This is a genomic window from Methylobacterium sp. GC_Met_2, from assembly GCF_026540795.1.
Lineage (GTDB): Bacteria > Pseudomonadota > Alphaproteobacteria > Rhizobiales > Beijerinckiaceae > Methylobacterium.
Genome location: NZ_JALNUM010000091.1, coordinates 1 through 25,713 on the forward strand (window position 1 = coordinate 1; position 25,713 = coordinate 25,713).

Consider the following 25,713-nt stretch of genomic DNA (forward strand, 5'->3'; position numbering starts at 1 on the left):
CAGCTGCGCAGGCGCGGTCTCCTCCCACACGCCGCGCAGGGACATGGAGCGGCCATCCGGCGCTCTCACGTGCCCTTCGAACATCAACCGCGGTCGCCCGAGCGGGGGCAGCATCCGACGCCCCGGCCAATGGGCGACGGCATGGCTCACCAGATCGTCGGCCAGCCGCTCGGGTGCATCGGCTGTGTAGCCGAACGCGAGAAGATACTTCGCCTTGGAGGCGCCGTCCGTGTGCGCAGGATTGAGCAGATAGCCGACGATCTTGGGCCGTTCGACGGTCCAGACGACGGCGCCGACGTGCGTCGTCACATCGGCGCGCGTTCGATGAGCTTCAGATCGCCGGGCCGAACCGTCGCCAAGGCGCCGAGCGGCGTGGGAAACTCCACAACGTAGGCCTCCCCGTCGCGGTAGACGCTGACGATGGTGCCCTCCGTCCCGGGCAGCAGCGCGTCCCCGTCGTCGCTGACCACCGCAGCCGTTAGCGCGACGCGATCCAGATCCCGAAGGTCCGATCGCGGGTCGTCCTGGCGGAACTGATAGGCGCGGGCCAACACCATGGCGCGAGGATACGCGCGGGCCTCGGCTTTGCAAGCGGGCGCTGCCCGGGAACGCCGAACCTTTTGGTGAGCGCGACTGCCGCCGCGAGATCTCGGCGGCCTCGACGGACTGGTGAACCGGTTCCGCCAGGGGGCCCCTCGGCGACGTGATCGAAACTTGGATCGGCTCCAGCGCCAACCGCCTAGTGGCTTCGGATCAGCTCGCCCGGGCGCTCGGCCCTGACACGGTGGACACCCTCCAACAGCAGACCGAGATGGACCGCGAGACGCTGCTGTCGCAGCTCGCCCAGGCGCTGCCGGAGGTGGTACACACGCTCACGCCGCAGGGGCGGGTGCCGGGGGAGGCGGAGCGGCGGGGATGGTAGCGTCAGAATTGGAACATCAGCGGGATCACTGAAAGCGTCCGAGCATCAATTGAGGCTCTATTGTTTCATCTCGATCCAGATCTCTCAGCAACAAAATTTCCAAGAAAAATCCTTTGTCTTTTACCGTTGGAAAGACCGATTTGTCCCAGTAAAGGCGATCAAAATATCGCTTCAGAACTGGTGGATTTCGTGCGGCATTGAAAAATGACGCCTCTGCTTCCTTAACATTTTCATAATATTTGACTTTCTGCAGCACTCCGCCACCGCCATTAGAATTCGCCGCGAAAGATGTGTAGACCTGCCCATCTAAGAATGATGAAATAAACATTTCATCAGTTATAATACAGCCATCAAACTCAAGCCCTGTGCCAAATCCGTGATTTACAACAACTAGCGGAGCGAATTTGGCATTTTTAACTTCATCCTCAGATAGGCGAAAAATTTTTCCAATATAATCTCTATTCTGATCAGCTGCCTTGCACTTTCGAGCTGCTTGCTTCGCCGCGTCCTGAAGGTTCTCCCGCAGATTATATTTCGCATGTGAATCTGCCGGGAAAACAAAACACTTGATTTCACACACTACGAAAGTACTTCCAATTTTAAAAATCAAATCAACTTCCTCGCCAAAAATATGCCCCCTTTTTAGCGAGTGTGGATATCCAGATGAATGCGCAAGAATCTCATTAGATTTTATGACTTCGCAAAACTTCTGTCGAACATTGCGCTCATAAATAAGACCTTTGGATTTGCCTTTGGATTCATCTAACAGACCGCCTTGACTAAACCAGATTTCCGCCCTCCTTATCGCGTTACTGGTATAGAGCACAGGTGTACAGATCGAGTATCGTCGCCCACTTTCGATCTCAACCAGTGGGGAAGCCCAAAGGCCGTAATGTTTTTTGGTGCTTTTTCCAGGAACAAACGTTAGAAAATCTAAGACGATTTTAACCGATTTTTCACTTAGATGCAGTGCGCGCTGCAATATTTGAAGTAACTCGGATCGACTGAACTCCAATGAATATCTTCTAAGATTCTCATGATTTAATTGCTGAGTTGCGGCGAGATCAGAAGTAACACAGTCGACAAAATCGGCCAGAACACCCCATGCCTTTAATAAATTCCAACCCGTGATATCTGCGTTTTTTAATAGCGGCATATCCATAAGGCAATTTAGATAGGAGTCCTCTATCATCGATTTATCTATTAAGAAATTTGGCACTTTTAAAGAACGACAACTCGGTCGACCAATACGTGGCCGCAATCGCCTTCCCGCTCTGTCGACTCGCACAACCGTGCTATAATTTGCCAGCTTTTGCTTTTGATCAAGGTTGAGTCTTGGCCAAGTCTGAGAAATTAAAGAAGGAGCACCTGTTAAAATTGCATAATATCGAGCATGCCATGCACGATCGAGTCTAGCCAGATCGCGATCAAATGGTGTCAGTACGAATGATTCTGAGTCTTCTTGAATAGACCATCCCTCCCACAATATACAATTCCAAATGTCATTTAATGCATACTGCATGTTGTATTTGAAAAATGATAGTCGACAAGACGTATCTATATCAGCACTTTCCTCGCCAATTTCATCGAACTTGGCCGCGTCATAAAACCATGACTCCATTGCATCGATCACGTTCTCATTACTATCGTCAGCCGATAATTTTGGCATATCCTCCGTGTCGTGAACTGATTTTTTAATTATATAATCAGAAGCTAAAGCACCAGCTCGCAAAGCGTCAGCTATACGCCTGCCCGACAAGCCTGTTAGTTCCTTAAAAAATAAATTACTACTCGCTACAGCCAGCAAAAAAGCATTCCGTTTGCCGACCGAAGAGAGAACTTCAGTCGGTATCTCCGATCTTAATCTGGAGAAAATCTCATTGATCCAGAATGCTGAGCTTTTTAAATCGATGTCCGACTTGCAAATACCAACTGATTTTTCAAACGCATCATTCCAATCGGCCGCGTTAAAACGATCGCTGGCTGGGGAGACTAAATTTCTAGCTTTATTTCTAAAATCCGATTCGAACGACATTCCGTATTGCCGCGCATCTCGTATCCAATAATGGGGTCAGTATTATACTCGCCGCATCACCAAGCTGGCATTCGTCCCACCGAATCCGAAAGAATTCGACAGCACGACATCCACCGGCTTCCGCTTCGCCTCGAACGGCACCAGATCGATCTTGGTGTCGACCGAGGGGTTGTCGAGGTTGAGCGTCGGCGGGATCACGCCATCGCGCAGAACGAGGATCGAAAAGATCGCCTCGACCGAGCCCGCGGCGCCCAGCAGGTGGCCGACCGAGCTCTTGGTGGACGACATGGTGGCGTTCGCGGCGGCGTCGCCCAGGAGGCGCTCCACGGCCTTCAGCTCCAGCTCGTCGCCCATGGGCGTCGAGGTGCCGTGGGCGTTGATGTAGCCGATCTCGGACGGCGAGATCCCGGCCCGCTTCACCGCCGCGCTCATGCAGCGGAAGGCGCCGTCGCCGTCCGGCGAGGGGGAGGTGATGTGGTAGGCGTCGCCCGAGAGGCCGTAGCCCACCACCTCGGCGTAGATCCGCGCGCCGCGCGCTTTCGCGTGCTCGTACTCCTCCAGCACCACGATGCCGGCGCCCTCGCCCATGAGGAAGCCGTCGCGGTCGCGGTCGTAGGGGCGCGAGGCCTTCTCCGGCGTGTCGTTGAAGCCCGTGGTCAGCGCCCGGCAGGCGGAGAAGCCCGCGATCGACAGGCGGTTCACCGGCGATTCGGCGCCGCCCGCCACCATCACGTCGGCATCGCCCAGCCCGATCAGGCGGCTCGCGTCACCGATGGCGTGGGCGCCCGTGGAGCAGGCCGTCACCACGGCGTTGTTCGGACCTTTCAGCCCGTGGGCGATCGAGACCTGGCCGGAGGCGAGGTTGATGATCCGGCCCGGGATGAAGAACGGCGAGATCCGGCGCGGGCCCTTCTCGTGCAGGGTCACGGAGGCGTCGTAGATGCCGCCGATGCCGCCGATGCCGGAGCCGATCAGCACGCCGGTGGCGCACTGGTCCTCGTGGCTCTTCGGATGCCAGCCGGCATCCTTCAGCGCCTCGTCGGCCGCCGCCATCGCGAAGACGATGAACGGATCGACCTTGCGCTGCTCCTTGGGCTCCATCACCGCGTCGGGGTTGAAGGTGCCGTCGGTGCCGTCGCCGAACGGGACCTGCGCGGCGATCCGGCAGGGCAGGTCGGCGGATTCGAAGCCGCAGATCGGGCCGGCGCCGCTGTCGCCCGCGATCAGCCGGCTCCAGGTGTGCGCCACCCCGCTGCCCAGCGGCGTGACCATCCCCAGACCCGTGACCACCACCCGCCGCATCGCACTCGTCCCGTCTTGAGGCGCATCCGGGCCGCCGCCGGAGCGCATCGTCTATAACTGCCGGAGGCGGATTCGGTCCCGACGGGACGCATCACGCCTGCGCGCCTTGAAACGCATGACGGCGCGGGGGCTGTTTCGCCTCACCCGCGCCGCGTGAACCGAAAAATCCCGGCGCCTGAGAGCCTCTCACGCAATTCCCGCTGCGCTGTCGCGATCAGAGGGAGAACTCCCGGTGCCCGGGAGTTTCGTGAGCAGCTCTTAGGCGGCGGAGTTCTTCTCCAGGAACTTCACGGCGTCGCCGACCGTCTGGATGGTCTCGGCCGCATCGTCCGGGATCTCGACGTTGAACTCTTCCTCGAAGGCCATCACCAGCTCGACCGTGTCGAGGCTGTCGGCACCGAGGTCGTCGATGAAGTTGGCGCTCTCGACCACCTTCTCGGGCTCGACGCCCAGATGCTCGACCACGATCTTCTTCACGCGCTCAGCGATATCGCTCATCGGTCTTCCGTCCTCGTCCTTTTGGTCTGTCAGTCTTCTCGGGGTGGTGCTTGGCCGCGTCGCGCCCCTGCGGGCTTGTTGAGCGGCCAGTGTCCGATCGCGCGTGCTTCTGACGGTGAACCGGCAAGGTGCACCGAGATGCCCCCACCGGGAGGCCCTTGGACTGAAAACCCGCTGAACCGTCAACCCCCTGCGCGGCTGCGGGGGGTTGGTAGCACAGGGCTCCCGCCCTGGCGAGGGCCCGTTCAGAAACCCTTCACCGGTGTGGCGTTTGCGTGCCGGAGCACTTGATTCGCCTTGGTTTGGAGGCGGCCAGGACCAGTATAAACATCCTAGTACATCGCCATACCGCCGTTCACGTGCAGCGTGTGGCCGGTGACGTAGCCGGCTTCCGCGGAGGCGAGGTACAAGCAGGCCGCCGCCACCTCGGCGCCCTCGCCGAGTCGCCCGGCCGGCACCCGGGTCAGGATGCCCTCGCGCTGCTTGTCGTTGAGCGCATCGGTCATCGGCGAGGTGATGAAGCCGGGGGCGATGCAGTTGACCGTGATCCCGCGCGAGGCGACCTCGGCGGCGAGCGCCTTGGTCAGGCCGACGAGCCCGGCCTTGGCGGCGGCGTAGTTGCCCTGGCCGGGATTGCCAGTCGAGCCCACCACCGAGCCGATATTGACGATCCGCCCGAAGCGGCGGCGCATCATGCCCTTCACGGCCGCCCGCGACAGGCGGAACGCGGCGGTGAGGTTGACGGCGAGCACCTGCTCCCATTCCTCGTCCTTCATCCGCATGAACAGGTTGTCCCGGGTGATGCCGGCATTGTTCACGAGGATGTCGAGGGGGCCGATCGCGGCCTCGGCGGCCGGGACGAGGCCTTCGACCGAATCCTTGTCGGCGAGGTCGGCGACCACCGGGCTCGCGCGCGCGCCGAGTTCGGCGGCCAGCGCCTCCAGGGCGGCCTGCCGGGTGCCCGAGAGGGCGACATGCGCGCCCTGCGCGTGCAGCGACCGGGCGATCGCCTGCCCGAGGCCGCCGGTGGCACCCGTGACGAGGGCCTTGCGGCCGGTGAGATCGAACATGCAGGGCTCCTCTTAAAGTCGTCCGGTTTCGAAAGACCGAGGCCTTCTGCGGGTGCAGGGCAAAGCCCGACATCGGGGCTCCGCCCCGACACCCCGCCGAAGGGCTTGGCCCTTCGGAAAACCGTTACAGCGCGAAGGCCGCGACGTCGGCCGGCGTGCCGATCGCGCTGGCCGCAGCCTGGGGGGCGATGCGCTTGACGAGGCCGGTGAGCACCTTGCCGGCGCCAAGCTCATAGAATTTGTCGACGCCCGCTTCCGCCATGGCGGCGATGCTCTCGCGCCAGCGCACCGTTCCGGTGACCTGCGCGACCAGGGCCTTGCGGATCGCCTCCGGATCGGAGACCGGCGCGGCCGTCACGTTGGCGTACAGGGTGACGCGCGGGGCGTTCAGGGGCACGGCGGCCAGCGCCCTGGCCATGGCCTCGGCGGCCGGAGCCATCAGCCGGCAATGGAACGGCGCCGAGACGTTGAGCAGCACGGCGCGCTTGATCCCGCGGCCGGCGGCGAGGCCGATGGCCCGCTCCACCGCCTCCCGGTCGCCCGACAGAACGACTTGACCGCCGCCGTTGTCGTTGGCCACGTCGCAGACCACGCCGCCGCCGGCTTCCTGAGCGGCTGCTTCGGCGACATCTCGCGCTGCTTCGAGATCGGTTCCGATCAAAGCCGCCATCGCTCCGACACCGGGCGCCACCGCCTCCTGCATGGCCGCGCCGCGCAGGCGCAGGAGTTTTGCGGCATCGGCGATCGTCAGGCTGCCGGCGGCGGCCAGAGCCGCGTACTCGCCCAGGGAATGGCCGGCCACGCAGGCGACGTCGCGGGTCAGGTCCAGGCCGCGCTCGGCCTCCAGCACCCGCAGCACCGCGAGGCTCGCCGCCATCAGGGCCGGCTGGGCGTTGGTCGTGAGGGTCAATGCCTCGGCCGGCCCCTCGAACATCAGGCGCGACAGGTTCTGGCCCAGCGCGGCATCGACCGCGTCGAGCACGGCCTTCGCCTGCGGGAACGCCGCCGCGAGGTCCCGCGCCATGCCGACCGCCTGGCTGCCCTGGCCGGGGAAGATGAGTGCGCGCATATCCGGTCTTGATCGCTCCGCGGCGCGCGAGCGCCGCCCGTGTCGGCTGAACCTCTGGAATGGCGGGCGGACTCGCACCCGTTGCCGCAGGTGTCAACAATGCGCCGCACCATGCAGCGGCCCCGCCGGCGGGCGTGCGCCCTGCGCAAGCCGCTGTGCTTGTTGCACAACGGCATCCGGTGTACGGTGCGCCCATACCCGACATCACCCGTCGCTCAAGCCCAAGGAGCCGCCCCGCATGGCGCGCGTCACCGTCGAAGATTGCATCGAGAAGGTCGAGAACCGGTTCGAGCTCGTTCTGCTGGCGAGCCACCGCGCCCGCCTGCTGGCCGCCGGCGCCCCGCTCACCGTCGACCGCGACCGCGACAAGAACCCCGTCGTGGCCCTGCGCGAGATCGGCGACGAGACGATCACGGCCGACGACCTCAAGGAGCAGCTGATCCACTCGATGCAGAAATACGTCGAGGTGGACGAGCCGGAGGCCGAGACCGTGCCGCTGCTGTCGAGCTCGCCGGCCGCCGCCGCGGTGGCGCCGCAATCCTCCAGCGACGATGCGGCTCCCCAGTTCGACCGCATGAGCGAGGAAGATCTGCTGCGCGGTCTCGAAAACCTCGCTCCGCCGGTCGAGACCGACGACGAGGGCGAGTGAGCCGGAAGACGTGGGCCTGGATGCGCACGACCTGACCACGACCGGGCCCGGCGGAGACGCCGGGTTCTCTCGTTCCGAGGCTGCCCCGGCGACGAACGGCACGTCCCCGCCACAGGGGGCTGGCGCCGAGACGGCGGTTGCGGAACAATCGCGCGTGATCCCGACCCCGCGTCCCTCCCTGGAGCCAGCCCCGTCCCGGCGGATGATGCGCCAGTACGAGCTCGTCGAGCGGGTCAAGCGCTACAACCCGACCGCCGACGAAGCGCTGCTGAACCGCGCCTACGTGTACGCCATGCAGGCGCACGGCACGCAGAAGCGCGCCTCGGGCGACCCGTTCTTCGCCCATCCGCTCGAAGTCGCCGCGATCCTCACGGATCTCCACCTCGACGACGCTACCATCGTGGCCGCGGTCCTGCACGACACCGTGGAGGACACCGAGGCGACGCTTGAAGAGATCCGCCGCCTGTTCGGGCCGGAGATCGGCGCGCTGGTCGACGGGCTGACCAAGCTCAAGCGGCTCGACCTCGTCTCAAAGCAGGCCGCGCAGGGCGAGAACTTCCGCAAGCTGCTGCTGGCGGTCGCCGCGGACGTGCGCGTTCTGCTGGTCAAGCTCGCCGACCGCCTGCACAACATGCGCACCCTCCAGCACATGCGGGAGGACAAGCGCCACCGCATCGCGCAGGAGACGCTGGACATCTACGCGCCGCTCGCCGGCCGCATGGGCATGCAGGAGCTGCGCGAGGAGTTGGAGGATCTGGCCTTCCGCAACATCGAGCCGGAGGTCTACGCCACCATCACGCAGCGGCTCGCCCGGCTCACCGCCAAGTCCGAGAGCGTGGTCGAGACCATCGCACAGGTGCTGACCGAGAAGCTCGGCGCGCAGGGCATCACCGCAGAGGTCAACGGCCGGCAGAAGCGGCCGTTCTCGATCTGGTCGAAGATGGAGCGCAAGTCGGTCGCCTTCGAGCAGCTCTCCGACATCTTCGGCTTCCGGGTCGTCGTCGATACGGTGCAGGCGTGCTACGCGGCGCTCGGCATCGTCCACACCAGCTGGCCGATGGTCCCGGGGCGGTACAAGGACTACATCTCGACCCCGAAGCAGAACGATTACCGCTCGATCCACACCACGGTGATCGGGCCGAAGAGCCAACGCGTCGAGTTGCAGATCCGCACCCGCGCCATGGACGACATCGCCGAGTACGGCATCGCCGCGCATGCCCATTACAAGGAACTCGGTCAGGAATTCGGGAAGGAGCCGGTTCGCCGCGAGGGCGAGGGCAGCGTCCACCCGAAGCTGGCGGCCGAGAGCGGCGCCTATCAGTGGCTGCGCCGGACCATTGAGCTGCTCGCCGAGGGCGACAGCCCGGAGGAGTTCCTGGAGCACACCAAGCTGGAGCTGTTCCAGGATCAAGTGTTCTGCTTCACCCCCAAGGGCCGTCTGATCGCGCTTCCGCGGGGCGCGACGCCGATCGATTTCGCGTACGCGGTCCACACCGACGTCGGCAACACCGCGGTGGGGGCCAAGATCAACGGCCGGATGGCGCCGCTGCTGCACGAACTCGCCAACGGCGACGAGGTCGAGATCATGCGCTCGGACGGCGCCTCGCCGCCGGCCGCCTGGGAATCCCTGGTGGTGACCGGCAAGGCCCGGGCGGCGATCCGCCGGGCGACACGGGCTGCGGTGCGCCGGCAATATGCCGGTCTCGGCCGCCAGATCCTGGATCGGGCCTTCGAGCGCGCCGCCAAGACCTTCTCGGAGGACAAGCTGCGCGGCGCCCTGCCACGGCTCGCCCGCGCCACCACCGAGGACGTGTTCGCCGCCGTCGGGCGCGGCGAGATGTTCTCGGGCGACGTGGTCCGGGCCGTCTATCCGGACCACCGCGACGAGCGCCGGCCAGCCGCCGTACCGGGGCCGGCCGGCGGTGCCGGCCGCCTCGTGCGCTCCGCCGACCAGACGATGCGGCTGACCTTCCCGGGCGCCGACGGCAAGGACGGAGTGGCCGAGGGGCGCAGCGACGCGATCCCGATCCGCGGCCTTGCCGGCGATCTGCCGGTGACCTTCGCGCCGAATGGTGGCGCCGTCCCGGGGGACCGGATCGTCGGCATCCTGACCCCCGAGGTCGGCGTCACCGTCTATCCGATCCAGTCCGCGGCGCTCGCCGCTTTCGACAACGAGCCGGAGCGCTGGCTCGACGTCCGTTGGGACACCGAGGCGCTCGGCGGAGAGCGCTTTCCCGCCCGGCTGGCGCTCAAGTCGATCAACGAGCCGGGGGTGTTCGCGCAGATCGCTCAGGTGATCGCCGATCATGACGGCAACATCGATAATATTTCGATGAAGCGGCGCACGCAGGACTTTACCGACATCACCATCGATCTGTCGGTCTGGGATCTTCAACACCTGAATGCAATCATTGCAGAACTGCGCGGCAAGCGTGCTGTGAACAGCGTGGAGCGTGTGAACGGTTAGGCCCACCCGCTGGGTTGCGCATCTCAAGTTGACGCTCTCAACGTCAGTAAGTCTTCCGAAAACGGTCGGCCATCTGACAAAGATGGATCTCCGCGACTGTAATGCCCGTTATCACCGATGTTTAGCGCAACAAGGCCGCCGTTAAGCTTGACACGGACGCATTTGAGACGAATGGTCGAATTGCCCGGGCGACGGTCACCGGAGAACGACCGCGCTTATCGCCCCGGATTGCAGAGCATAGCGACGGTCGATCGCGCCGATACATCCCCGGCCCGAGGCCGCGGTCAAAGCATGACGGTTTCTGAATATGATTTCCCGTCACCCCAAATGTTTCAGGAATTGAACTGTTCATGACAGCAAATCAACGCAGCGCAGTCTTTATCGACGGCGCCAATCTCTACGCGACCACCAAGGCCCTCGGCTTCGACATTGACTATAAAAAACTGCTCAAGGAATTTCAATCGCGGGAGAATCTTCTTCGCGCGTTCTATTATACTGCGATGATCGAGGATCAGGAATATTCTTCGATCCGTCCGCTGATCGACTGGCTCGACTATAACGGCTACCGCGTCGTGACGAAGCCGGTGAAGGAATTCACCGATTCCATGGGGCGGCGGAAATACAAGGGTAATATGGACATCGAGCTGGCGATCGACGCCCTCGAGCTCAGCGCCCATATCGATCATATGATCCTGTTCTCCGGCGACGGCGATTTCCGCTCGCTGGTCGAGGCGATGCAACGGCGCGGCGTCAAGGTGACGGTGATCTCCACGATCCAGACACAGCCGTCGATGATCGCCGACGAGTTGCGGCGGCAGGCCGACGAGTTCGTCGATCTGGCGAGCCTCGCGGGGCGGATCGGACGCGAGCCGAGCGAGCGGCCGGCGCGGACCGCGGGCGACTCGTCGAGCCGCTACCGCGGCGAGGGTCGTCCGAGCCCGAGCCTGGAGAACCGCTACGGCATCCGCCAGCCGGATTCCGAGGAGGAATAGCGCCTCAGGTGCCCGTTGCGCCGAGCCAATCGAGAACCTGCCGGGCGCTCTGGTCCGGCGGGAAGACCGGGTGGAACAGGTGCGTGACCACGCCGTCGTCGATCACCAGGGTGAGCCGGCGCAGCAGCACCTGGCCGCCGACCTCGAAGACCGGCAGACGCGCCGCCATCGCGAAGGCGCGGTGCGGATCGGAGAGAAGCGGGAACGGCAGGCGCAGCCGCTCGGCGGCCTCCCGCTGGTAGGCACTGGTCTGGGTCGACAAACCGTAGATCTGGGCGACGCCGTGGGCTTTCAGTTCGGCATGGCGGTCGCGAAAGTCGCAGGCCTGTGGCGTGCAGCCCCGGGCACCGGGGATCGCGTCCCAATCGGGCGTCAGGCCCGGCCGTCCCGGCTCGCCGGTTCGAGGATAGGCGTAGGCGATGGTGCGGCCGGAGAGCTTGGCCAGGGAGATCGTGCGCCCATCCGTGGCGGTCAGCGCCACGTCGGGCAGACGCATCCCGCGTAGGTGATCGGCTGCGCCGTCATCCGCGGGGACGGGGAGGTCCGAGGGCAGGACGTCGGGATTGGATGGCATGGGTCGCTCCGCTCGGAGACCATGAGCCTATCCCGATCTCGGGTCGGGCAGAAGAACCGTCCGTTGCTACCCCCGGTCCCGCAGCAGCCGCGCCCGGTCGCGCTGCCAGTCGCGCTCCTTGGCGGCCTCCCGCTTGTCGTGCGCCTGCTTGCCCTTGCCGAGCCCCAGCTCGACCTTCGCCCGCCCCTTGTCGTTGAAGTAGATCTTCAGCGGCACCACCGTGTAGCCCTGGCGCTGGGTTGCGCCGATCAGCTTGTTGATCTGGCGGCGATGCAGCAGCAGGCGGCGCGGGCGCTTGGGTTCGTGGTTGAAGCGGTTCGCCTCCAAATATTCCGGGATATAGGCGTTGAACAGCATCAGGTCGTTGCCGGAGGGGCCGGCATAGGATTCGCCGATCGTGGCCTTGCCGCCGCGCAGGGATTTCACCTCGGTGCCGGTCAGGGCGATGCCGGCCTCGAGGGTGTCCTCGATCGTGTAATGGTAACGCGCGGCGCGGTTGTCGGCGACGATGCGCCGGCCGGGCTCCGGTTTCGGGGCCATTTCTGTGTGACTCTCTCAGCCTTGCGGATCAGCCTTCGAGCAGGCCGGCATGCCGCAGGGCGGCGTCCACGATGCGCTTCGTGGGCTCGGTCACCGGCACCAGCGGCAGGCGCAGCTCCTCGGTTATGTGGCCGAGCCGGGCCAGCGCGTACTTCGCCGGCGCCGGGTTGGCCTCGGCGAACAGGCCGGTCTGCAGCGGGAACAGCCGGTCCTGGATGGTCAGCGCCTTGGCGTAGTCGCCCGAGAGCGTCGCCTCCTGCAGGTCGGCGCAGAGCCGGGGGGCGACATTCGCCACCACCGAGATGCAGCCGTGGCCGCCCTGGGCGTTGTAGCCGAGCGCCGTCGCATCTTCGCCTGAAAGCTGGAGGAAGTTCGGCCCCATGGCCTGACGCTGCTGGCTGACGCGGTCGATCTTGGCGGTCGCGTCCTTCACGCCGGCGATGTTCTTCAGCTCGAAGAGCCGGGCCATCGTCTCGACGCTCATGTCGACGACGGAGCGCGGCGGGATGTTGTAGATGATGATCGGAATGCCGACCGCATCGTTGACGGCCTTGAAGTGGGCATAGAGGCCCTCTTGCGTCGGCTTGTTGTAGTACGGCGTCACCACCAGGACGGCGTCGGCCCCGGCGCGCTCGGCGTGCCGCGCCCGTGCGACGGCTTCCGCAGTGGAGTTGGAGCCCGCGCCCGCCACCACGGGCACGCGCCCACCCGCCTCGTCGATGCAGGACTCGACCACCCGGTCGTGCTCGGCATGGGTCAGGGTCGGGCTCTCGCCGGTGGTGCCGGTGGGCACGAGACCGTGGCTGCCCTGCTCGATCTGCCAGCGCACGAACTTGCGGAAGGCGGCCTCGTCGAAGGCCCCGTCGCGGAAGGGCGTCACCAGCGCGGTGAGCGAGCCCCGCAGGCGGCTCCCGGTCATCTCGGTCATCTCAGGCGTCCCAAAGGGTCCCTATCGGGAATCCGGCGTTCTCGGCGCCGCGCGTGGTCCGCACCGTACGGGCGCGGACGGGCAGACATAGGCGGTCGGGCCACGGCGCGCAAACAGATCGTCGCGACGGTTAACGCGATCTTTATGGTCGCCGTCCGATGCTCACTCTTTCCCGCCCCGGTGATCAGCAGGGGGACATCGTGATCCGATCCGCCGCCGCGACTCTGGCCCCGAAGCGCACGTCTCTGGCTGTGGCCGCGCTCATCGCCACCGTCGGCGTGGCGCTGGCGGTCCCGGACGCCCCCGCGACGCAGCCGACGCCCCCCGCCAGCGACGCCGCCCTCTCGGCTGCGCAGATCCGCGGTGCGGAGGCCGGGAAGGCCGCCGACCCCGTCGCGGCCGACGCCCTGAAGCTCGATCCGGTCCACGCCTCCGGCGACGAGAAGGGCGAGGAACCCGCCCGGCCGCTGCCGGCCGCGGCCTCGGCCTATGCGTCGGCCGACCCGGACGCCCCGGTGGCCTTCCCGATGCCCGACGCGGCCGTCGCCCCGGCGGCCCCGGTCCCCGAAGTGCCCGACCCCGCGCGTCCAAAAATCTCCGGTGACACCGATCCGACGCTGCTGCGCGGCGCGATCGACCTCTACCGCAAGGGCCGGGTCGCCGACGGCGACCGGATGCGCGACGGCTTCACCGATCCAGCCGCGAAGGCGCTGCTCGAATGGGTGGCGATCCGCGCGGGCGCGGGAATCGGGTTCAACCGCACGATCGCGTTCGCCCGGGCCAATCCGGACTGGCCGGCCGGCCCCCTGCTGCGCCGCCGGGCCGAGGAGGCGCTGCTCTCCGAGCGGAAGCCCCCCGCGACGGTCCGCGCGTTCTTCGCCACGGCGAAGCCCGCAAGCGCGCCGGGCAAGTTCGCCCTGGCGCTGGCGCTCCGCGCCGACGGCTACGAGGCGGATGCCGCCGAGATGGTCCGCGACCTCTGGCGCGCCGAGAGTTTCGGGCGCAGCCTCGAGGCCAAGGTGCTCGATGCCTTCCCGGAGGCGCTCGCCCGGGTCGATCACCGCTTCCGGATGGAGCGGGCGCTCCTGAAGGATGATTGGGACAGCGCCGGCCGGGCGGCCGGCTACGCGGGCGGCTCCTATGCCAGCCTCGTGCGCGCCCGCCGGGCCGTGGAGGACAAGTCGTCCGGGGCCGCAACGGCGCTTGCCGCAGTGCCGCCGTCGCTGCGCGGGGATGCCTCCTACATCTTCTCCCGGGCGCAGTATCTCCGCCGGGCCGACAAGCCCGAGGAGGCCGCCGCCGTGCTGGCCGCAGCCCCAACCAACCCGGATGTGCTGGTCGACGGCGACGAGTGGTGGGTCGAGCGCCGGATCGTGGCGCGCAAGCTCCTCGACCTCGGCGACGCGAAGACGGCCTACAGAGTCGCGAGCGCCCCGGCGGCACGCTCGCCGGAGAAGCGGATCGAGGCCGAGTTCCACGCCGGCTGGATCGCGCTGCGCTTCACCGGCGATCCGGCCGCCGCCGCACAGCACTTCGCCCGGATGGCCACCATCGCGGAGAGCCCGATTTCGGTGGCGCGGGCCGCCTACTGGCAGGGGCGGACGGCCGAGGCGCTCGGCCGGTCGGACGAGGCGAAGCGCGACTACGAGCGCGCCGCCCTGCAGCCGATCGCCTATTACGGGCAGGTGGCGCGGGCGCAGCTGGGCCAGACCAGCCTGCCCCTGCGGGCGCCCGCGGATCTCGAAGGGCCTGAACGGCAGGCCTTCGAGGGGCGGCTCTACATCCGGGCCCTCCGGATGCTGGGCGAGGCCGGCATCAAGGATCTCGCCCTGCCGCTCTACATCGACGCCGCCCGGGAGCTGTCCGACCCGCGCGAGATCCAGGCGCTCGGCGACCTCGCCACCGACATGAAGGATCCCCGCGCCCTGGTGGCGATCGGCAAGCTCGCGGTCCAACGCGGCCTGCCGCTCGACGCCCACGCCTACCCGACGATCGGGATCCCGGCCTACGAGACCTATACGGCAGTGCCGCAGGTGGAACGGGCCATGGTCTACGCGATCGCCCGCCAGGAGAGCCAGTTCGACCCCCGCGCCCAGTCGGGCGTCGGCGCCCGGGGCCTGATGCAGATGATGCCGGCCACCGCCCAGCGCACGGCACGCCGAGTTGCCGCCACCTACGACGTCGATCGCCTGACCAGCGATCCCGCCTACTGCGCCAAGCTCGGGCAGGCCCATCTCGGCGAGCTGATGGAGGATTGGCGCGGCTCCTACGTGCTGGCCTTCGCGTCCTACAACGCGGGCGGCGGCAACGTGAAGAAGTGGATCGACGCCTATGGCGACCCGCGCAAGCCGGGCGTCGACGTGATCGACTGGGTGGAGCGCATCCCCTTCACCGAGACGCGCAACTACGTGCAGCGGGTGATGGAGAACCTGCAGGTCTACCGCTCCCGGCTCGACAGCCGCAGCGCACTCCTGATCGACGGCGACCTGCATCGCGGGGCGCGGTAACGTCGACGCCTTTGCGAGCGGATGAGCGCCGCCAGGACGCAACCCGCACGCCGCAGCGGCATAGCTTTTGGTTGTGCCTCCAGCGTGTGGCTCCCTAGAAGATGGTCCGGTCCCTGTTGACCGGGCCCGGGCGGGCCATCGCTGCCGAGAGGATCCTCATGCTGCATTCGAGATTGGGTTTCGCCCTCCTGCTGAGCACCGCGCTCGCGACCGCTGCGCCGGCCCTGGCTCAGGATGCCTCCACGGCCGAGCAGACGGTCGATGCGATGAACACGCTGTTCGGCAAGCATCCGGGCGCGCGGGCCAATCACGCCAAGGGCGTGGTCGCCGAGGGCAGCTTCACCCCGTCGGCGGAGGCCGCGAAGATCAGCAAGGCCTCCCTGTTCCAGGGACCGGCGGTGCCGGTGACGATCCGCTTCTCCGACTCCACCGGCGTGCCGACCATCCCGGACGGTGCCGCCAATGCCAACCCGCACGGCCTGTCGCTCAAGTTCAAGCTCAGCGACGGCTCGGACATGGACGTCGTCACCAACTCCCTGAAGTACTTCCCGGTCGCCACCGGAGAAGACTTCCGCGACCTCCTGAGAGCGGTCGCCGAGAGCGGCCCGGACGCGGCTCATCCGACCGCGCTGGAGCGCTTCGCCGCGGCCCACCCGGCCGCCGCTACGGCAGGCGGCACCGCCAAGACGCCATCGAGCTTCGCCCGGCAGACCTATAACGGCGTCAACGCCTTCATCTTCGTGGACAAGGACGGCAAGCGCCAGCCGTTCCGCTTCCGCATCGAGCCGGTGCAGGGCGAGGAGATCCTGCCGCCGGAGGAGGCGGCCAAGCGCGATCCGAATTATTTGATGGGGGAGATCGGGCCTCGCATCGCCAAGGAGCCGGCGAAGTTCCACGTCCTGGCCCAGCTGGCTGACGCCGGCGACCCGACCAACGACGCCACCAAGCCCTGGCCGAACGACCGCAAGACGGTCGATCTCGGTACGCTGACGGTCTCGCAGGCGGTGCCGAACAGCGCCGAGGCCGAGAAGGCGCTGCTGTTCATGCCGAACAACCTCACCGACGGCATCGAGGTCTCGGACGATCCGCTGATCGACGCCCGGGTGCAGGCCTACGCGGTCTCGTTCAGCCGGCGCTCGCAGTAACCGACCGGATCAGCGGGTGGTGCCGGCGGCCGGCGCCGAGGGCGGCTTCGCGCTGCCTTTCGGCGCCGAGTCGGCTCCGGTGCGAGCCCCATTCTGGGTGGCGCCGGTTCCGGTCAGTCCACCGGCGCCCATGCTGGTGGTGGGCGCGCCGTCCTTGCGACCGGCGGCGGAACCGGCACTCTGGCCCTCCGCGGCGTGGGTGCCCCCCGCGGCGCAGGTTACGAGGCCGACCAGGAGGGCAGTGTGTGTCAGGCGTCTCACGGGACCTCCGCGGTTCATCGGCGAGGCGGGCTTGCCGGACCAACCGGGCTGCATCCGGGAGCGTTCCCCGGCGTGGGCGCTCTGGGATCACGGATCCCAAAGGGCCATGCCCTTTGGCGGGGTGTCGGGGCAGGGCCCCGATATCGGGTTCCGCCCGAACCCAGCAAGGCACTGCCCTGCACCCGCGAAAGGGCTCGCCCTTTCGAAACCCCGATCGTCCCGGAACGAAGAGCATCGATGGCGTCAGCCCGCGATGTGCAACCCCGCCGCGGCGCGACGGCCGCGGCGCTCGGCCGGGTCTTGGAACACCCCCGACCACAGGCCGAGGCGCCGTCCCCAGGCCCGGTCGGCCGCCGCCGCATAGGCGGGCGCGGCGTCGCGCTCGGGCACGGCGAGACCGTGGGCCACCATCCAGGCACCGAGATCCTCATCGCCGATCCGGCACAGCGCCACGACCGTCTCCCCACCGCCCCGCGGCTCGCAGGCGACCGCCGCCTCGCCGATACGGTCGGCGAGCGCCCGGGCGGCGTCCCGGCCGCAGGCATAGGTCCGGTCCTGCGCGTCCGAGCAGGTCTGGCCGGCATCCGGCGCGACGATGCCGGACAGGCTGACCTGACGCGCGCCGACACGGAGGGTGCCCCCGTCGATCACCTGGGCGGGGCCCTGAAGGACCTCGCCGGCCCGGGCGGGTGTATGCCCGGCGAGGCCGCCGGCCAGGAGCACCGCCAACAGCGGCAGGCGCGACCGGCCGGCCTTGTCGTCCGGGCAGAGGAGAGTGCCGGCGACACCGGCCGCGCAGGCGAGGAGGGCACCGAGGATCAGCGACATGGTTTCAGGTCTCCGGACGGGGTATGGGCCCCTTGTGCCGAAGCCCAGCCCCGCGATCCTGACGGCGCCTGTCAGTCTCCCGTCAGGGGAAGCGCGCTACCGCGTACCCGCATGAATGCCCGCCGCACCGCCTCGCTTTGCCTGCTCGCCGTCCTCGCAGGCGCACCCGCATCCGCCTCCGAGGACGCCGACCGCGCCCGTCAGGCCCTGGAGAAGGGCGAGATCCGCCCCCTCGACGAGATCCTGCACGCCGCCCGCGAAGCGGTGCCGGGCGACGTCGTATCGGTCGATCTGAAGCGCGACGACGGGCGTTGGCGCTACAAGCTGCGCATCCTCGGCGCCGACGGGAAGCGCCGGACCGTCAAGGTCGATGCCGGCTCGGCCAAGATCCTGGACGACGACGACGATGATTGAGTGGCAGGGTCATCCGTGCGCGTCCTGATCGTCGAGGATGAGCCGCGCATCGCCGCCGACATCCGGCAGGGCCTGGAGCGGGCCGGCTATGTCGCCGACGTGGTGGCGGACGGGGAGGCTGCGTGGTTCCGGGCCGAGACCGAGCCCTACGACGCCATGGTGCTCGATCTCGGCCTGCCGCGCCTCGACGGGCTCGGGGTGCTGCGGCGGCTGCGGGCCGCCGACGTCGCGCTGCCGGTGCTGATCCTCACCGCCCGCGACGGCTGGCGCGAGCGCGTCGAGGGCATCGATGCCGGGGCCGACGACTACCTCGTCAAGCCGTTCCGCATGGAAGAGCTGGTGGCGCGGCTCCGGGCGATCCTCAGGCGCACCGCCGGCCATGCCTCGCCAATCCTGCGCGCGGGCGCCGTGGAGCTCGACACCCGGACCCGGGCGGTCAGCGTCGATGGCCGCCCGACCGAATTGACCGCCCTGGAATACCGGCTCCTGGCGTTCCTGCTGCACCGGCCGGGGCAGGTGGTGCCGGCGGGCGAGCTGCTCGACCACCTCCACGGAGTCGGCACCGAGCGCGAGGCGAATGCCCTTGAGGCGCTGCTCACCCGCCTGCGCCGCAAGCTCGGCCCGGGGGTGATCGAGACGCGGCGCGGTCAGGGCTACTGCGTCCCGGCCGCGGACGGCCCGTGAGCCGGGATTCGCTCCGCCTCCGGCTCGGCCTCGCGGCGGCGGCCTTGATCGCCCTGGCGCTCCTGCTCGCCGGGATCGGGTTGACCGTGATCCTCGACCGGGTGCTCGACGCGCGCACCGCCGACGGCCTCGACCGGACCGCCAAGCTGATCGCCGGCCGGGTCACCCTCGCCCCGGACGGGAGCCCGGCCCTCTCCCGGGAGCCACCCGACCCACGCTTCGCCACGCCCTATGGCGGCCTGTACTGGCAGGCGGAAGCGGGATCCCACGTCCTGCGGTCGCGCTCGCTCTGGGACAAGAGCCTGGAATTGGGCAAGGCGGACGCGGCCGGCACCATCGACGCGACCGGGCCGGACGGCGGCCGGCTCATCGCGGTGATCCAGCCCCTCACGATCGGGCCGAGCGGCGCCGAGACCGATCTGCGGGTGATCGTGGCTGAGGATCGGCGCAACCTCGCGGCGAGTCGGACGACCTTCCTGCGCCTGCTTGTCCCGGGGCTCGTCGCCCTGTTCGTCGTGCTGACGCTGGCGATGGCGCTGTTCGTGCGCCGGGCGCTGGCACCATTCCGGCTGCTGCAATCGGATCTCCTGGCGGTCCATGCCGGGACCCGGACACGGCTGCCGGAGCATTTCCCCGACGAGGTCCGGCCGCTGGTCGCCGACCTCAACCGGCTGCTCGACGCGCAGGAGCGGGCCCTGATCCGCGCCCGGGACGCGGCCGCCGACATGGCCCACGGCCTCAAGACGCCGCTCGCGGTGCTCGACGCCCTGGCGCGCCGGACCGGACCCGCCGATCCGACCCTCTCGGCCGAGATCGCCGAGCAGGCGCGGGCGATGGGCGGGCAGGTCGAGCGGGCGCTCGCCCGGGCACGGATTGCCGCCTCCGGCGATCTCCGGCGGCGCTCCTGCCGGGTGGCCCCGGTGGCGGAGCGGCTCATCGCGACGATGCGCCGGCTGCCGGAGGGGGATTCCCTCGACTGGGCGGTGTCGGTTCCAGAGGCGCTCACTTATCCGGGGGAGGAGGGTGAGCTGATGGAGGTGCTGGGCAACCTTCTCGACAACGCGCGGAAATGGGCCCACCGCCGCGTGCGGATCACCGGGCAGACGGAAGCCGGGCGCCAGTGCCTTGCCGTCGAGGATGACGGCCCCGGCATGAGCTCAGCGGCGATCGCCGGCATCGGCCGCGGCCAGCGCTGGGACGAGACCCGGCCGGGGACCGGCTTCGGCATCGCCATCGCCCGGGACGTCGCCGAGGCCGCGGGGGCGCATCTGGAGTTCGGGCGCTCGGAGCTGGGGGGCCTGCGGGCCGCGCTGCGCTGGCCGGGCCTGTAGGGCGGCCCTAGACCGCTCACCGCCTCGGCTTCTCCCTGCCCTCGACCGGCCGGCTGAGGCGCATGAGCAGTGCACTCAAGGTCCGGGCGCAGGCCTGCGTCGTGCGGCCATCCGTGGCGATGGTCAGGTCCGGCCGCTCAGGCGCCTCATAAGGGGCCGAGATCCCGGTGAAGTCCGGAATCCGGCCGGCCCGGGCCAGACGGTACAGGCCCTTCGGATCGCGGGCCTCGCACAGGCCGAGGGGCGTGTCGACGAACACCTCCACGAACGGGATGTCCCCGGCGATCCGCCGGGCCAGCGCCCTGTCGGCGCGGTAGGGCGAGATCAGAGAGACGATCACCACCGAGCCCGCCTCGGCCATCAGCCGCGCCACCTCGGCGGTGCGGCGGACGTTCTCGGACCGGTCCGGCGCCGTGAAGGTCAGGTCGGCGTTCAGCCCGTGGCGGAGGTTGTCGCCATCAAGGACCGCGCTGTGCCGGCCGCCTGCCACCAGCGTCCGGTCGGCCGCCGCCGCAAGGGTCGACTTGCCGGCCCCCGACAGGCCCGTCAGCCATGCGATGACCGGACCCTGGCCGAGGCGCGCCCACCGCTCCTCCCGGGGCTGAAGGTGGTGCCATGTCACGCGGCTCCGAGGGGCGCCGGTCGGGATCTTCTGCAAGACGCACATATCCATCGCCCAGAGCATCGTCCCGAAAGGTGGTTGTCGGCTTTCGGGGAAAAGAGGATGCGAGAAAACGACCTGGAGCATCGTCCGCGGCCGCGGCTGCCAGTTTCCGAACATCGCGAGGGAGGGGCCGAGCCGCGTCAGGGCACACGCCACGCCGGGTATCCGACCGCGTCGCCGAGGCGCTCCTTGAAGTCCTCCAGCAGGTAGGCCGCCCGGCGGCGCCACGTGGGGGACGGCCGGAAGGCGACGTGATCCATCGCCGCCCGTGCCATTGCGGCGACCAGGGCCTCCGTCTCCGGGACGACCGGCCGGGCGGCGAGCTCGTTCGGGGATGCGGCCGGCGCGGTCTCGATGACCGTATCCCAGGGCCGACCCCAGCACGCGGCGGCGAAGCCCTCGTTGGCGGCGGCGTAGCGCGCCGCGACCTGGGCCAGTCCCTCCGGCGCGTCGCCACGGAACCGTTCCGGATCCAGCCCCCGCGTCCACGCCCAGCGATCGAGGACATGGCCGAGCTGCCGCGGATGCCCGATCACCTGCCGGTGCACGCCGTCCCGGTACAGGCGGCGCGCGGCTTCGACGGCGAGCGGCCCCGAACTGCGGTTGGTCCGGTATTCGAGATCGGCCGGGGTCAGCAGCAGCGCCAGGCGATCGCGCAGGCCGAGGTCGCCGATCAGCCGCGCGAGCAGCGGCGCGTCCGACCGGCGGTCGCGGAACGGCACGGCGGTCACGCGGCCCTGGGAAGCCCGCCGCCATGCCTCCAGCAGCGCACCGTAATCGTAGCGCCCGGAGGCGCCCTCGACGCCCAGAAATCCCCGGAAGGTGCGGCCCTCGGAGACGACCTGGGCCCGCAGGGCGTAGGCGGACGCCAGTTGCTCGGCCCGCGGCTTGACGACCAGGGCCGTCTCCAGGGCGAAGCCATGCCGCGCGCAGATCTCGGCCAGGATCTCCGGGATGCGCCAGCGAGCCCGCTGCACGGCGAAATCCTCGTAGGAGAGGATCAGCGTATCCGCCCGGGTCGTGGCAAGGGCCTCGTCGAGCCGCGCGAGGCCGGCGCGGCGCTCAGCCTCGGGACGGCGCCGGTCGAGCCCCTGACCGAGCCGGTGGTGGTTGACGTCGAGGCTTTCCGGAGCGCCCGGGGGAGCGAGCTTCGGATAGCAGATCCCGACGGCGTCAAGGCGCGGACGCAGCCTCGCCAACACCTCTTGGAACGAGGTGGAGCCGGTCCGCGGCATCCCGATATGGATGATTGCGCGTCGCACGTGTCCTGTCGACCCTGTTGGATTCTACGATCCCGACCGGTGTCGGCGCGACAGAGCACAGTCCACGCGCGACGCGCGGACGTGAGTATCCAGACACACAGCCAAGTAGATCCGTAATCACGGTCCGATCACGGGAACGCGACCAGAAATAGCCAAGCTCCGTTTCTGGTCTATTTCAGGACATGTCGCGGATGGATACCGGCCAAACGGCGCGGAGCCGTCGATCCGCTTCGATGGGCTCGCTTCGTCCGATGCCGACGCGGGCGATCGTCCCTTGGGATGGCGCCCTAGCGTCCGGCCTCGGCGCCGTCGCGGCGGAGCAGGAACACCCCCTGCGCGCCGAACAGGTTCCACACCCACCAGGGCATCGAGAACCGCATCGGCCGGCCGCGGGCGTTGAGCGCGGTCGCGTGCTCGATCCGGGCGCCGATCAGCCGGCAGAGCCCGACGAAATCGCGGATCGTGCAATGGTGGATGTTCGGGGTCTCCCACCACGCGTCCGGCATGATCTCGGTGACCGGCATGCGCCCGCGCAGGGCGAGTTCCGACCGGACCCGCCAATGCCCGAAATTCGGGAACGAGATGATCACCTGCCGTCCGATCCGCAGCAGGTGCTCCAGCACCACCCGCGGATTGCGGGTCGCCTGGATGGTCTGGGACAGGACCACCACGTCGAAAGCGCCGTCCGGATAATTGGCGAGGTCGGTGTCGGCGTCGCCCTGGATCACAGAGAGGCCCCGGGCGAGGCAGGCATTCACCCCCTCCCGGGTCAGCTCGATCCCGCGGCCGTCGATGCCCCGCCGGTCGCGCAGGAGCGCCAGCAACGAGCCGTCGCCGCAGCCGATGTCGAGGACCCGGGCGCCCGCCGGGACGAGGCCGAGCACCACGAGGTGGTCGACCCGGGGCGCGGCGCCCTCCCCGGCATGGGGGAGGGCGTCCGCGCCCTCCCAGGGCGCGCCGTGGACGGTCTGTCCGAGCGGGAGCCTGTCCACCGTGCCGGTCACAGGCCGCGCGCCCGGGCTGCAGCGTCGATGAAGCCGCGGGCGGCGGAGAACATCGCCGGCTCGTCGAGCAGGAAGGCGTCGTGGCCTTTGTCGCTCTCGACCTCCACGAAGGCGACCGGCGCCGCGGCGGCGTTCAGCGCGTGGACGATCGCCCGGGATTCCCGGGTGGGGAACAGCCAGTCGGAGGTGAAGGAGATCACGCAAAAGCGGGTCTTCGTTCCGCGGAACGCATTGGCGAGCACGCCGCCATGGTCCTCGGCGAGGTCGAAATAGTCCATCGCCCGGGTGAGGTAGAGGTAGGCGTTGGCGTCGAACCGCTCGACGAAGCTCAGGCCCTGGTGGCGCAGGTAGCTCTCGATCTGGAAATCGGCGTTGAACGAGAAGGTCGGCGCCGAGCCGCCCTGGAAGCGGCGGCCGAACTTCCGGTGCAGGGCCGGCTCGGAGAGATACGTGATGTGCGCGCCCATCCGGGCGACGCCGAGCCCCTTGGCGGGACGCGTGCCCTCTTCGAGGTAGCGCCCGTCGGCCCAGGCGGGATCCGCCATGATCGCCTGCCGGCCGACCTCGTGGAACGCGATGTTCTGTGCCGAGTGGCGGGGCCCCGTGGCGATCGGCATCGCGGCGAAGACGCGCTCGGGATAGAGCGCCGCCCATTGCAGCACCTGCATCCCGCCCATCGAGCCGCCGATGCACAGGAACAGGTCCCGCACGCCGAGATGCTCCAGCAGCATCAGTTGGGCACGGACCATGTCGCGGATCGTCACCAGCGGGAAGTTCAGCCCGTAGGGCCGGCCCGTCGCCGGGTCGATCGAAGCCGGGCCGGTGGAGCCCATGCAGGAGCCGATGACGTTCGAGCAGATCACGAAGTAGCGGTCCGTGTCGATCGGCTTGCCGGGGCCGACCAGCGTCTCCCACCAGCCGCCCTTGCCGGTGACCGGATGGGTGTGGGCGAAATACTGATCGCCCGTGAGCGCGTGGCAGATCAGCACCGCGTTCGAACGCGCGGCGTTGAGGGTGCCGGCGGTCTGGTAGGCGATCTGGAACGGCGCGAGTTCGACGCCCGCGTCGGTGAGGAGCGGCCGGTCCGTACCGAAGCAAGCGACCGGGCTCTTCGGGTCGAGCGCCTGCGAGCGCTCGGAGGCGCGCCGGGTCGGCTCGTCGATCGGGTCCGGCCGCAGGGCCGTGTCCGGTTGGGTGTCCATGGCGGGTCTTGACGACCGTGTCTCTGAGCGGGTCCGGACCGGGAGAGCACGGTTTCGCCTGACGCGCCGCCCTCGCCCGATGCGGCCAGCGAGGGTTCGGAGGTAATGCGCGGGGCGGCCAGCGTCAACGCGCCCCGTCGGTGCGGCTTTACCGACCGGCCAGCCGTGGCCGATGCCAGGGCCTGCCGGACCCGCATCCAGGCGGGCTCGACCATGCAGGACGCGCCGTTCCGGACGAAGTCGAAAAACTGGCTCATATCCCCCTCCGTCCTCTGATGACGAAGGTCTAGATCGGGCCGCCACGCGTCGCCGTGTGGTCGATCGCGTGCGGCCCCGCGGGCGCTGCCCCCGGCTCAGGCGATCGGCGCGGCCATCAGCGCCAGCCCCAGGGCCGGCAATGCGACCGCGAGGGCGGCCCGGGCATCGAGACGGTCGGCGCCGACTCCGGCCCACCAGTGCCGGCTCGCCGCGCTCTCGATCAGGATCCCGGCCAGCACGAGGGCACAGCCGGCCAGAGCCTGTAGCGAAACCATGAAGACCTCATCCCGCCGCCAGCCATCACCCGGCCGTCGAACCCGGGGGTGAAGTCCATCCGATGGCCGACGGTTCCTCAGCGGATCGCCGCCGCGCAGGCGGCGAAGACCAGGGCTGCACCGGCAACGGTGATGCAGCCGTTGGCCCAGGGCGCCGCTTCCACGCGCCGGAGGCGGCAATCTGCAGCGACCGAGGTGAGGATCCCGATCAGGAACAGGCTGCAGGGGATCAGGTCACCGGGCATTCTCGATCCATCCACGCATATGCCGGGCGCGGCACGCCCGTTGCGCCCTGTCTCAAGGTTCAACAGGCCGAAACGTGGCGCGTGCCCCGCGGCATTTGCGCGTCGCCGGTTTTGCCGCGGCGGGCGCGGAGGGACGATCGCCGTCAGAGCTTGGCTTGCGCGGGCCCCGTGTCGAAATCCTCCGGCCCCATATCCAGCAGGTCGTTGGGTGTGTCGGTCCGGTCGTAGGCGCGGCTGGCGGCCGCCTCGATTGCCGCCTGGTTGCGGGCGAACAGGTCGAGGGGTGCCCCATCGGCGCCCGCGCCGAAATGCTCACGCAGCACCGGGATCGGCACGTCGATGCCGATCACCCGCGCGCCGTCGGTCATGGCGAAGCGGATCAGGCTGTCGTCGGCGGGCAGGATGTGGGCGCCGCCGTCCAGGTAGCGTGTGAGGGGCATGGCTCGGTCCTTTGCGGTCCAGTGAAATCGAGCAGATAGGGCGGTGCGGGGTGGGCATGGAGCCGCGAACCTACGACGGCGAGCGGGCCTGGGTTCACCGGCAAAGGAAATGTTGTAGACGGGCGCGAACCGTCATCCGCACCGCGC

At 68.2% G+C, this 25,713-nt stretch carries 28 protein-coding genes; 9 read left to right on the forward strand and 19 right to left on the reverse strand.

All coding sequences use genetic code 11. The features are described 5' to 3' along the window. Together OXS49_RS24340 and OXS49_RS24345 are read right to left on the reverse strand one after the other, a co-directional pair. Window positions 1-309, reverse strand: a 309-nt coding sequence (locus OXS49_RS24340) for a DUF6883 domain-containing protein (protein ID WP_267427258.1), incomplete at its 3' end; no start/stop codon positions are given. Continuing rightward, window positions 306-557, reverse strand: a complete 252-nt coding sequence (locus OXS49_RS24345) for a DUF4926 domain-containing protein (RefSeq protein WP_267427259.1) — start codon at window positions 555-557, stop codon at window positions 306-308. The genes OXS49_RS24345 and OXS49_RS24340, both read right to left, overlap by 4 nt. A gap of 146 nt (window positions 558-703) precedes the next feature. On the opposite strand from OXS49_RS24345, the gene OXS49_RS24350 reads away from it, so the two are divergent. Continuing rightward, window positions 704-922: a YidB family protein gene (locus tag OXS49_RS24350; protein WP_267427260.1), complete on the forward strand. Its 219-nt coding sequence runs from the start codon at window positions 704-706 to the stop codon at window positions 920-922. Window positions 923-947: 25 nt separating this feature from the next. On the opposite strand, the gene OXS49_RS24355 is transcribed toward OXS49_RS24350, so the two are convergent. From OXS49_RS24355 to fabD, 5 genes are all read right to left on the reverse strand, one after another. Beyond that, entirely contained in the window at window positions 948-2,957 is a 2,010-nt protein-coding gene (locus OXS49_RS24355) for a hypothetical protein (RefSeq protein ID WP_267427261.1), read from the reverse strand. Window positions 2,958-2,999: 42 nt separating this feature from the next. Next, complete coding sequence (gene fabF, locus OXS49_RS24360) at window positions 3,000-4,259, reverse strand: beta-ketoacyl-ACP synthase II (protein WP_267427263.1); 1,260 nt, start codon at window positions 4,257-4,259, stop codon at window positions 3,000-3,002. A gap of 258 nt (window positions 4,260-4,517) precedes the next feature. Then, window positions 4,518-4,757 carry an acyl carrier protein gene (locus OXS49_RS24365; RefSeq protein WP_007559070.1) on the reverse strand — a complete coding sequence of 80 codons (240 nt, stop codon included), beginning with the start codon at window positions 4,755-4,757 and terminating at the stop codon, window positions 4,518-4,520. 332 nt (window positions 4,758-5,089) lie between these two features. Beyond that, a complete protein-coding gene (gene fabG / locus OXS49_RS24370; protein WP_244001348.1) occupies window positions 5,090-5,827 on the reverse strand; it encodes a 3-oxoacyl-[acyl-carrier-protein] reductase in 738 nt (245 codons plus the stop codon). Window positions 5,828-5,951: 124 nt separating this feature from the next. Next, window positions 5,952-6,896, reverse strand: a complete 945-nt coding sequence (fabD, locus tag OXS49_RS24375; RefSeq protein WP_267427266.1) for an ACP S-malonyltransferase — start codon at window positions 6,894-6,896, stop codon at window positions 5,952-5,954. A 238-nt stretch (window positions 6,897-7,134) separates the two neighbouring features. On the opposite strand from fabD, the gene rpoZ reads away from it, so the two are divergent. The 3 genes from rpoZ to OXS49_RS24390 all read left to right on the forward strand — a co-directional run bounded on the left by rpoZ (window position 7,135) and on the right by OXS49_RS24390 (window position 11,004). Then, entirely contained in the window at window positions 7,135-7,545 is a 411-nt protein-coding gene (rpoZ, locus tag OXS49_RS24380; RefSeq protein ID WP_244001344.1) for a DNA-directed RNA polymerase subunit omega, read from the forward strand. A 202-nt stretch (window positions 7,546-7,747) separates the two neighbouring features. After that, a complete protein-coding gene (locus OXS49_RS24385) occupies window positions 7,748-10,012 on the forward strand; it encodes a bifunctional (p)ppGpp synthetase/guanosine-3',5'-bis(diphosphate) 3'-pyrophosphohydrolase (RefSeq protein WP_244001410.1) in 2,265 nt (754 codons plus the stop codon). A 350-nt stretch (window positions 10,013-10,362) separates the two neighbouring features. Further along, entirely contained in the window at window positions 10,363-11,004 is a 642-nt protein-coding gene (locus tag OXS49_RS24390) for an NYN domain-containing protein (RefSeq protein WP_244001342.1), read from the forward strand. 4 nt (window positions 11,005-11,008) lie between these two features. Here OXS49_RS24390 and OXS49_RS24395 read toward each other — a convergent pair whose 3' ends face one another. The 3 genes from OXS49_RS24395 to dapA all read right to left on the reverse strand — a co-directional run bounded on the left by OXS49_RS24395 (window position 11,009) and on the right by dapA (window position 13,046). Beyond that, on the reverse strand, window positions 11,009-11,578 hold the full coding sequence (locus OXS49_RS24395; protein ID WP_267427267.1) for a peroxiredoxin: 570 nt from the start codon (window positions 11,576-11,578) through the stop codon (window positions 11,009-11,011). Between the two features lie 66 nt (window positions 11,579-11,644). Then, complete coding sequence (gene smpB, locus OXS49_RS24400; protein WP_244001338.1) at window positions 11,645-12,118, reverse strand: SsrA-binding protein SmpB; 474 nt, start codon at window positions 12,116-12,118, stop codon at window positions 11,645-11,647. A 28-nt stretch (window positions 12,119-12,146) separates the two neighbouring features. Next, window positions 12,147-13,046, reverse strand: a complete 900-nt coding sequence (gene dapA, locus OXS49_RS24405) for a 4-hydroxy-tetrahydrodipicolinate synthase (protein ID WP_267427269.1) — start codon at window positions 13,044-13,046, stop codon at window positions 12,147-12,149. A 200-nt stretch (window positions 13,047-13,246) separates the two neighbouring features. On the opposite strand from dapA, the gene OXS49_RS24410 reads away from it, so the two are divergent. Next, complete coding sequence (locus OXS49_RS24410; RefSeq protein ID WP_267427271.1) at window positions 13,247-15,553, forward strand: lytic transglycosylase domain-containing protein; 2,307 nt, start codon at window positions 13,247-13,249, stop codon at window positions 15,551-15,553. 158 nt (window positions 15,554-15,711) lie between these two features. Then, on the forward strand, window positions 15,712-16,698 hold the full coding sequence (locus OXS49_RS24415) for a catalase family peroxidase (RefSeq protein WP_244001334.1): 987 nt from the start codon (window positions 15,712-15,714) through the stop codon (window positions 16,696-16,698). 9 nt (window positions 16,699-16,707) lie between these two features. Here the strand turns inward: OXS49_RS24415 and OXS49_RS24420 are convergent, their stop codons facing one another. Together OXS49_RS24420 and OXS49_RS24425 are read right to left on the reverse strand one after the other, a co-directional pair. Beyond that, the gene (locus OXS49_RS24420; RefSeq protein WP_267427272.1) at window positions 16,708-16,959 is read right to left on the reverse strand and encodes a hypothetical protein; all 252 of its coding nucleotides are present in this window, start codon (window positions 16,957-16,959) and stop codon (window positions 16,708-16,710) included. 243 nt (window positions 16,960-17,202) lie between these two features. After that, window positions 17,203-17,787 (reverse strand): thermonuclease family protein, encoded by a 585-nt coding sequence (locus OXS49_RS24425; protein WP_267427274.1) that lies wholly within the window; start codon window positions 17,785-17,787, stop codon window positions 17,203-17,205. Window positions 17,788-17,898: 111 nt separating this feature from the next. Here OXS49_RS24425 and OXS49_RS24430 point away from each other — a divergent pair, with 111 nt between their 5' ends. Genes OXS49_RS24430 through OXS49_RS24440 form a run of 3 tightly spaced genes read left to right on the forward strand, consistent with a single transcriptional unit; the run spans window position 17,899 to window position 20,216 of the window. Beyond that, window positions 17,899-18,201, forward strand: coding sequence for a PepSY domain-containing protein (locus OXS49_RS24430; RefSeq protein WP_243999922.1), 303 nt, complete (start codon window positions 17,899-17,901; stop codon window positions 18,199-18,201). Between the two features lie 15 nt (window positions 18,202-18,216). Continuing rightward, window positions 18,217-18,885 carry a response regulator transcription factor gene (locus OXS49_RS24435; RefSeq protein ID WP_243999936.1) on the forward strand — a complete coding sequence of 223 codons (669 nt, stop codon included), beginning with the start codon at window positions 18,217-18,219 and terminating at the stop codon, window positions 18,883-18,885. After that, window positions 18,882-20,216, forward strand: coding sequence for a sensor histidine kinase (locus OXS49_RS24440; RefSeq protein WP_267427275.1), 1,335 nt, complete (start codon window positions 18,882-18,884; stop codon window positions 20,214-20,216). The genes OXS49_RS24435 and OXS49_RS24440 overlap by 4 nt, the downstream gene beginning before the upstream one ends. A 16-nt stretch (window positions 20,217-20,232) precedes the next feature. Here OXS49_RS24440 and cysC read toward each other — a convergent pair whose 3' ends face one another. The 7 genes from cysC to OXS49_RS24475 form a co-directional block, all read right to left on the reverse strand. After that, window positions 20,233-20,883, reverse strand: coding sequence for an adenylyl-sulfate kinase (cysC, locus tag OXS49_RS24445; RefSeq protein ID WP_267427277.1), 651 nt, complete (start codon window positions 20,881-20,883; stop codon window positions 20,233-20,235). A gap of 137 nt (window positions 20,884-21,020) precedes the next feature. Then, a complete protein-coding gene (locus OXS49_RS24450; RefSeq protein ID WP_267427276.1) occupies window positions 21,021-22,142 on the reverse strand; it encodes a hypothetical protein in 1,122 nt (373 codons plus the stop codon). A 287-nt stretch (window positions 22,143-22,429) separates the two neighbouring features. Continuing rightward, on the reverse strand, window positions 22,430-23,134 hold the full coding sequence (metW, locus tag OXS49_RS24455; protein ID WP_243999915.1) for a methionine biosynthesis protein MetW: 705 nt from the start codon (window positions 23,132-23,134) through the stop codon (window positions 22,430-22,432). Between the two features lie 8 nt (window positions 23,135-23,142). Beyond that, a complete protein-coding gene (locus OXS49_RS24460) occupies window positions 23,143-24,348 on the reverse strand; it encodes a homoserine O-acetyltransferase (protein ID WP_243999912.1) in 1,206 nt (401 codons plus the stop codon). 353 nt (window positions 24,349-24,701) lie between these two features. Next, complete coding sequence (locus OXS49_RS24465; protein WP_243925818.1) at window positions 24,702-24,881, reverse strand: hypothetical protein; 180 nt, start codon at window positions 24,879-24,881, stop codon at window positions 24,702-24,704. Between the two features lie 77 nt (window positions 24,882-24,958). Beyond that, window positions 24,959-25,126: a hypothetical protein gene (locus OXS49_RS24470; protein ID WP_243999910.1), complete on the reverse strand. Its 168-nt coding sequence runs from the start codon at window positions 25,124-25,126 to the stop codon at window positions 24,959-24,961. A 143-nt stretch (window positions 25,127-25,269) separates the two neighbouring features. Continuing rightward, window positions 25,270-25,566, reverse strand: coding sequence for a hypothetical protein (locus OXS49_RS24475; RefSeq protein WP_243999908.1), 297 nt, complete (start codon window positions 25,564-25,566; stop codon window positions 25,270-25,272). Window positions 25,567-25,713 lie beyond the last annotated feature (147 nt).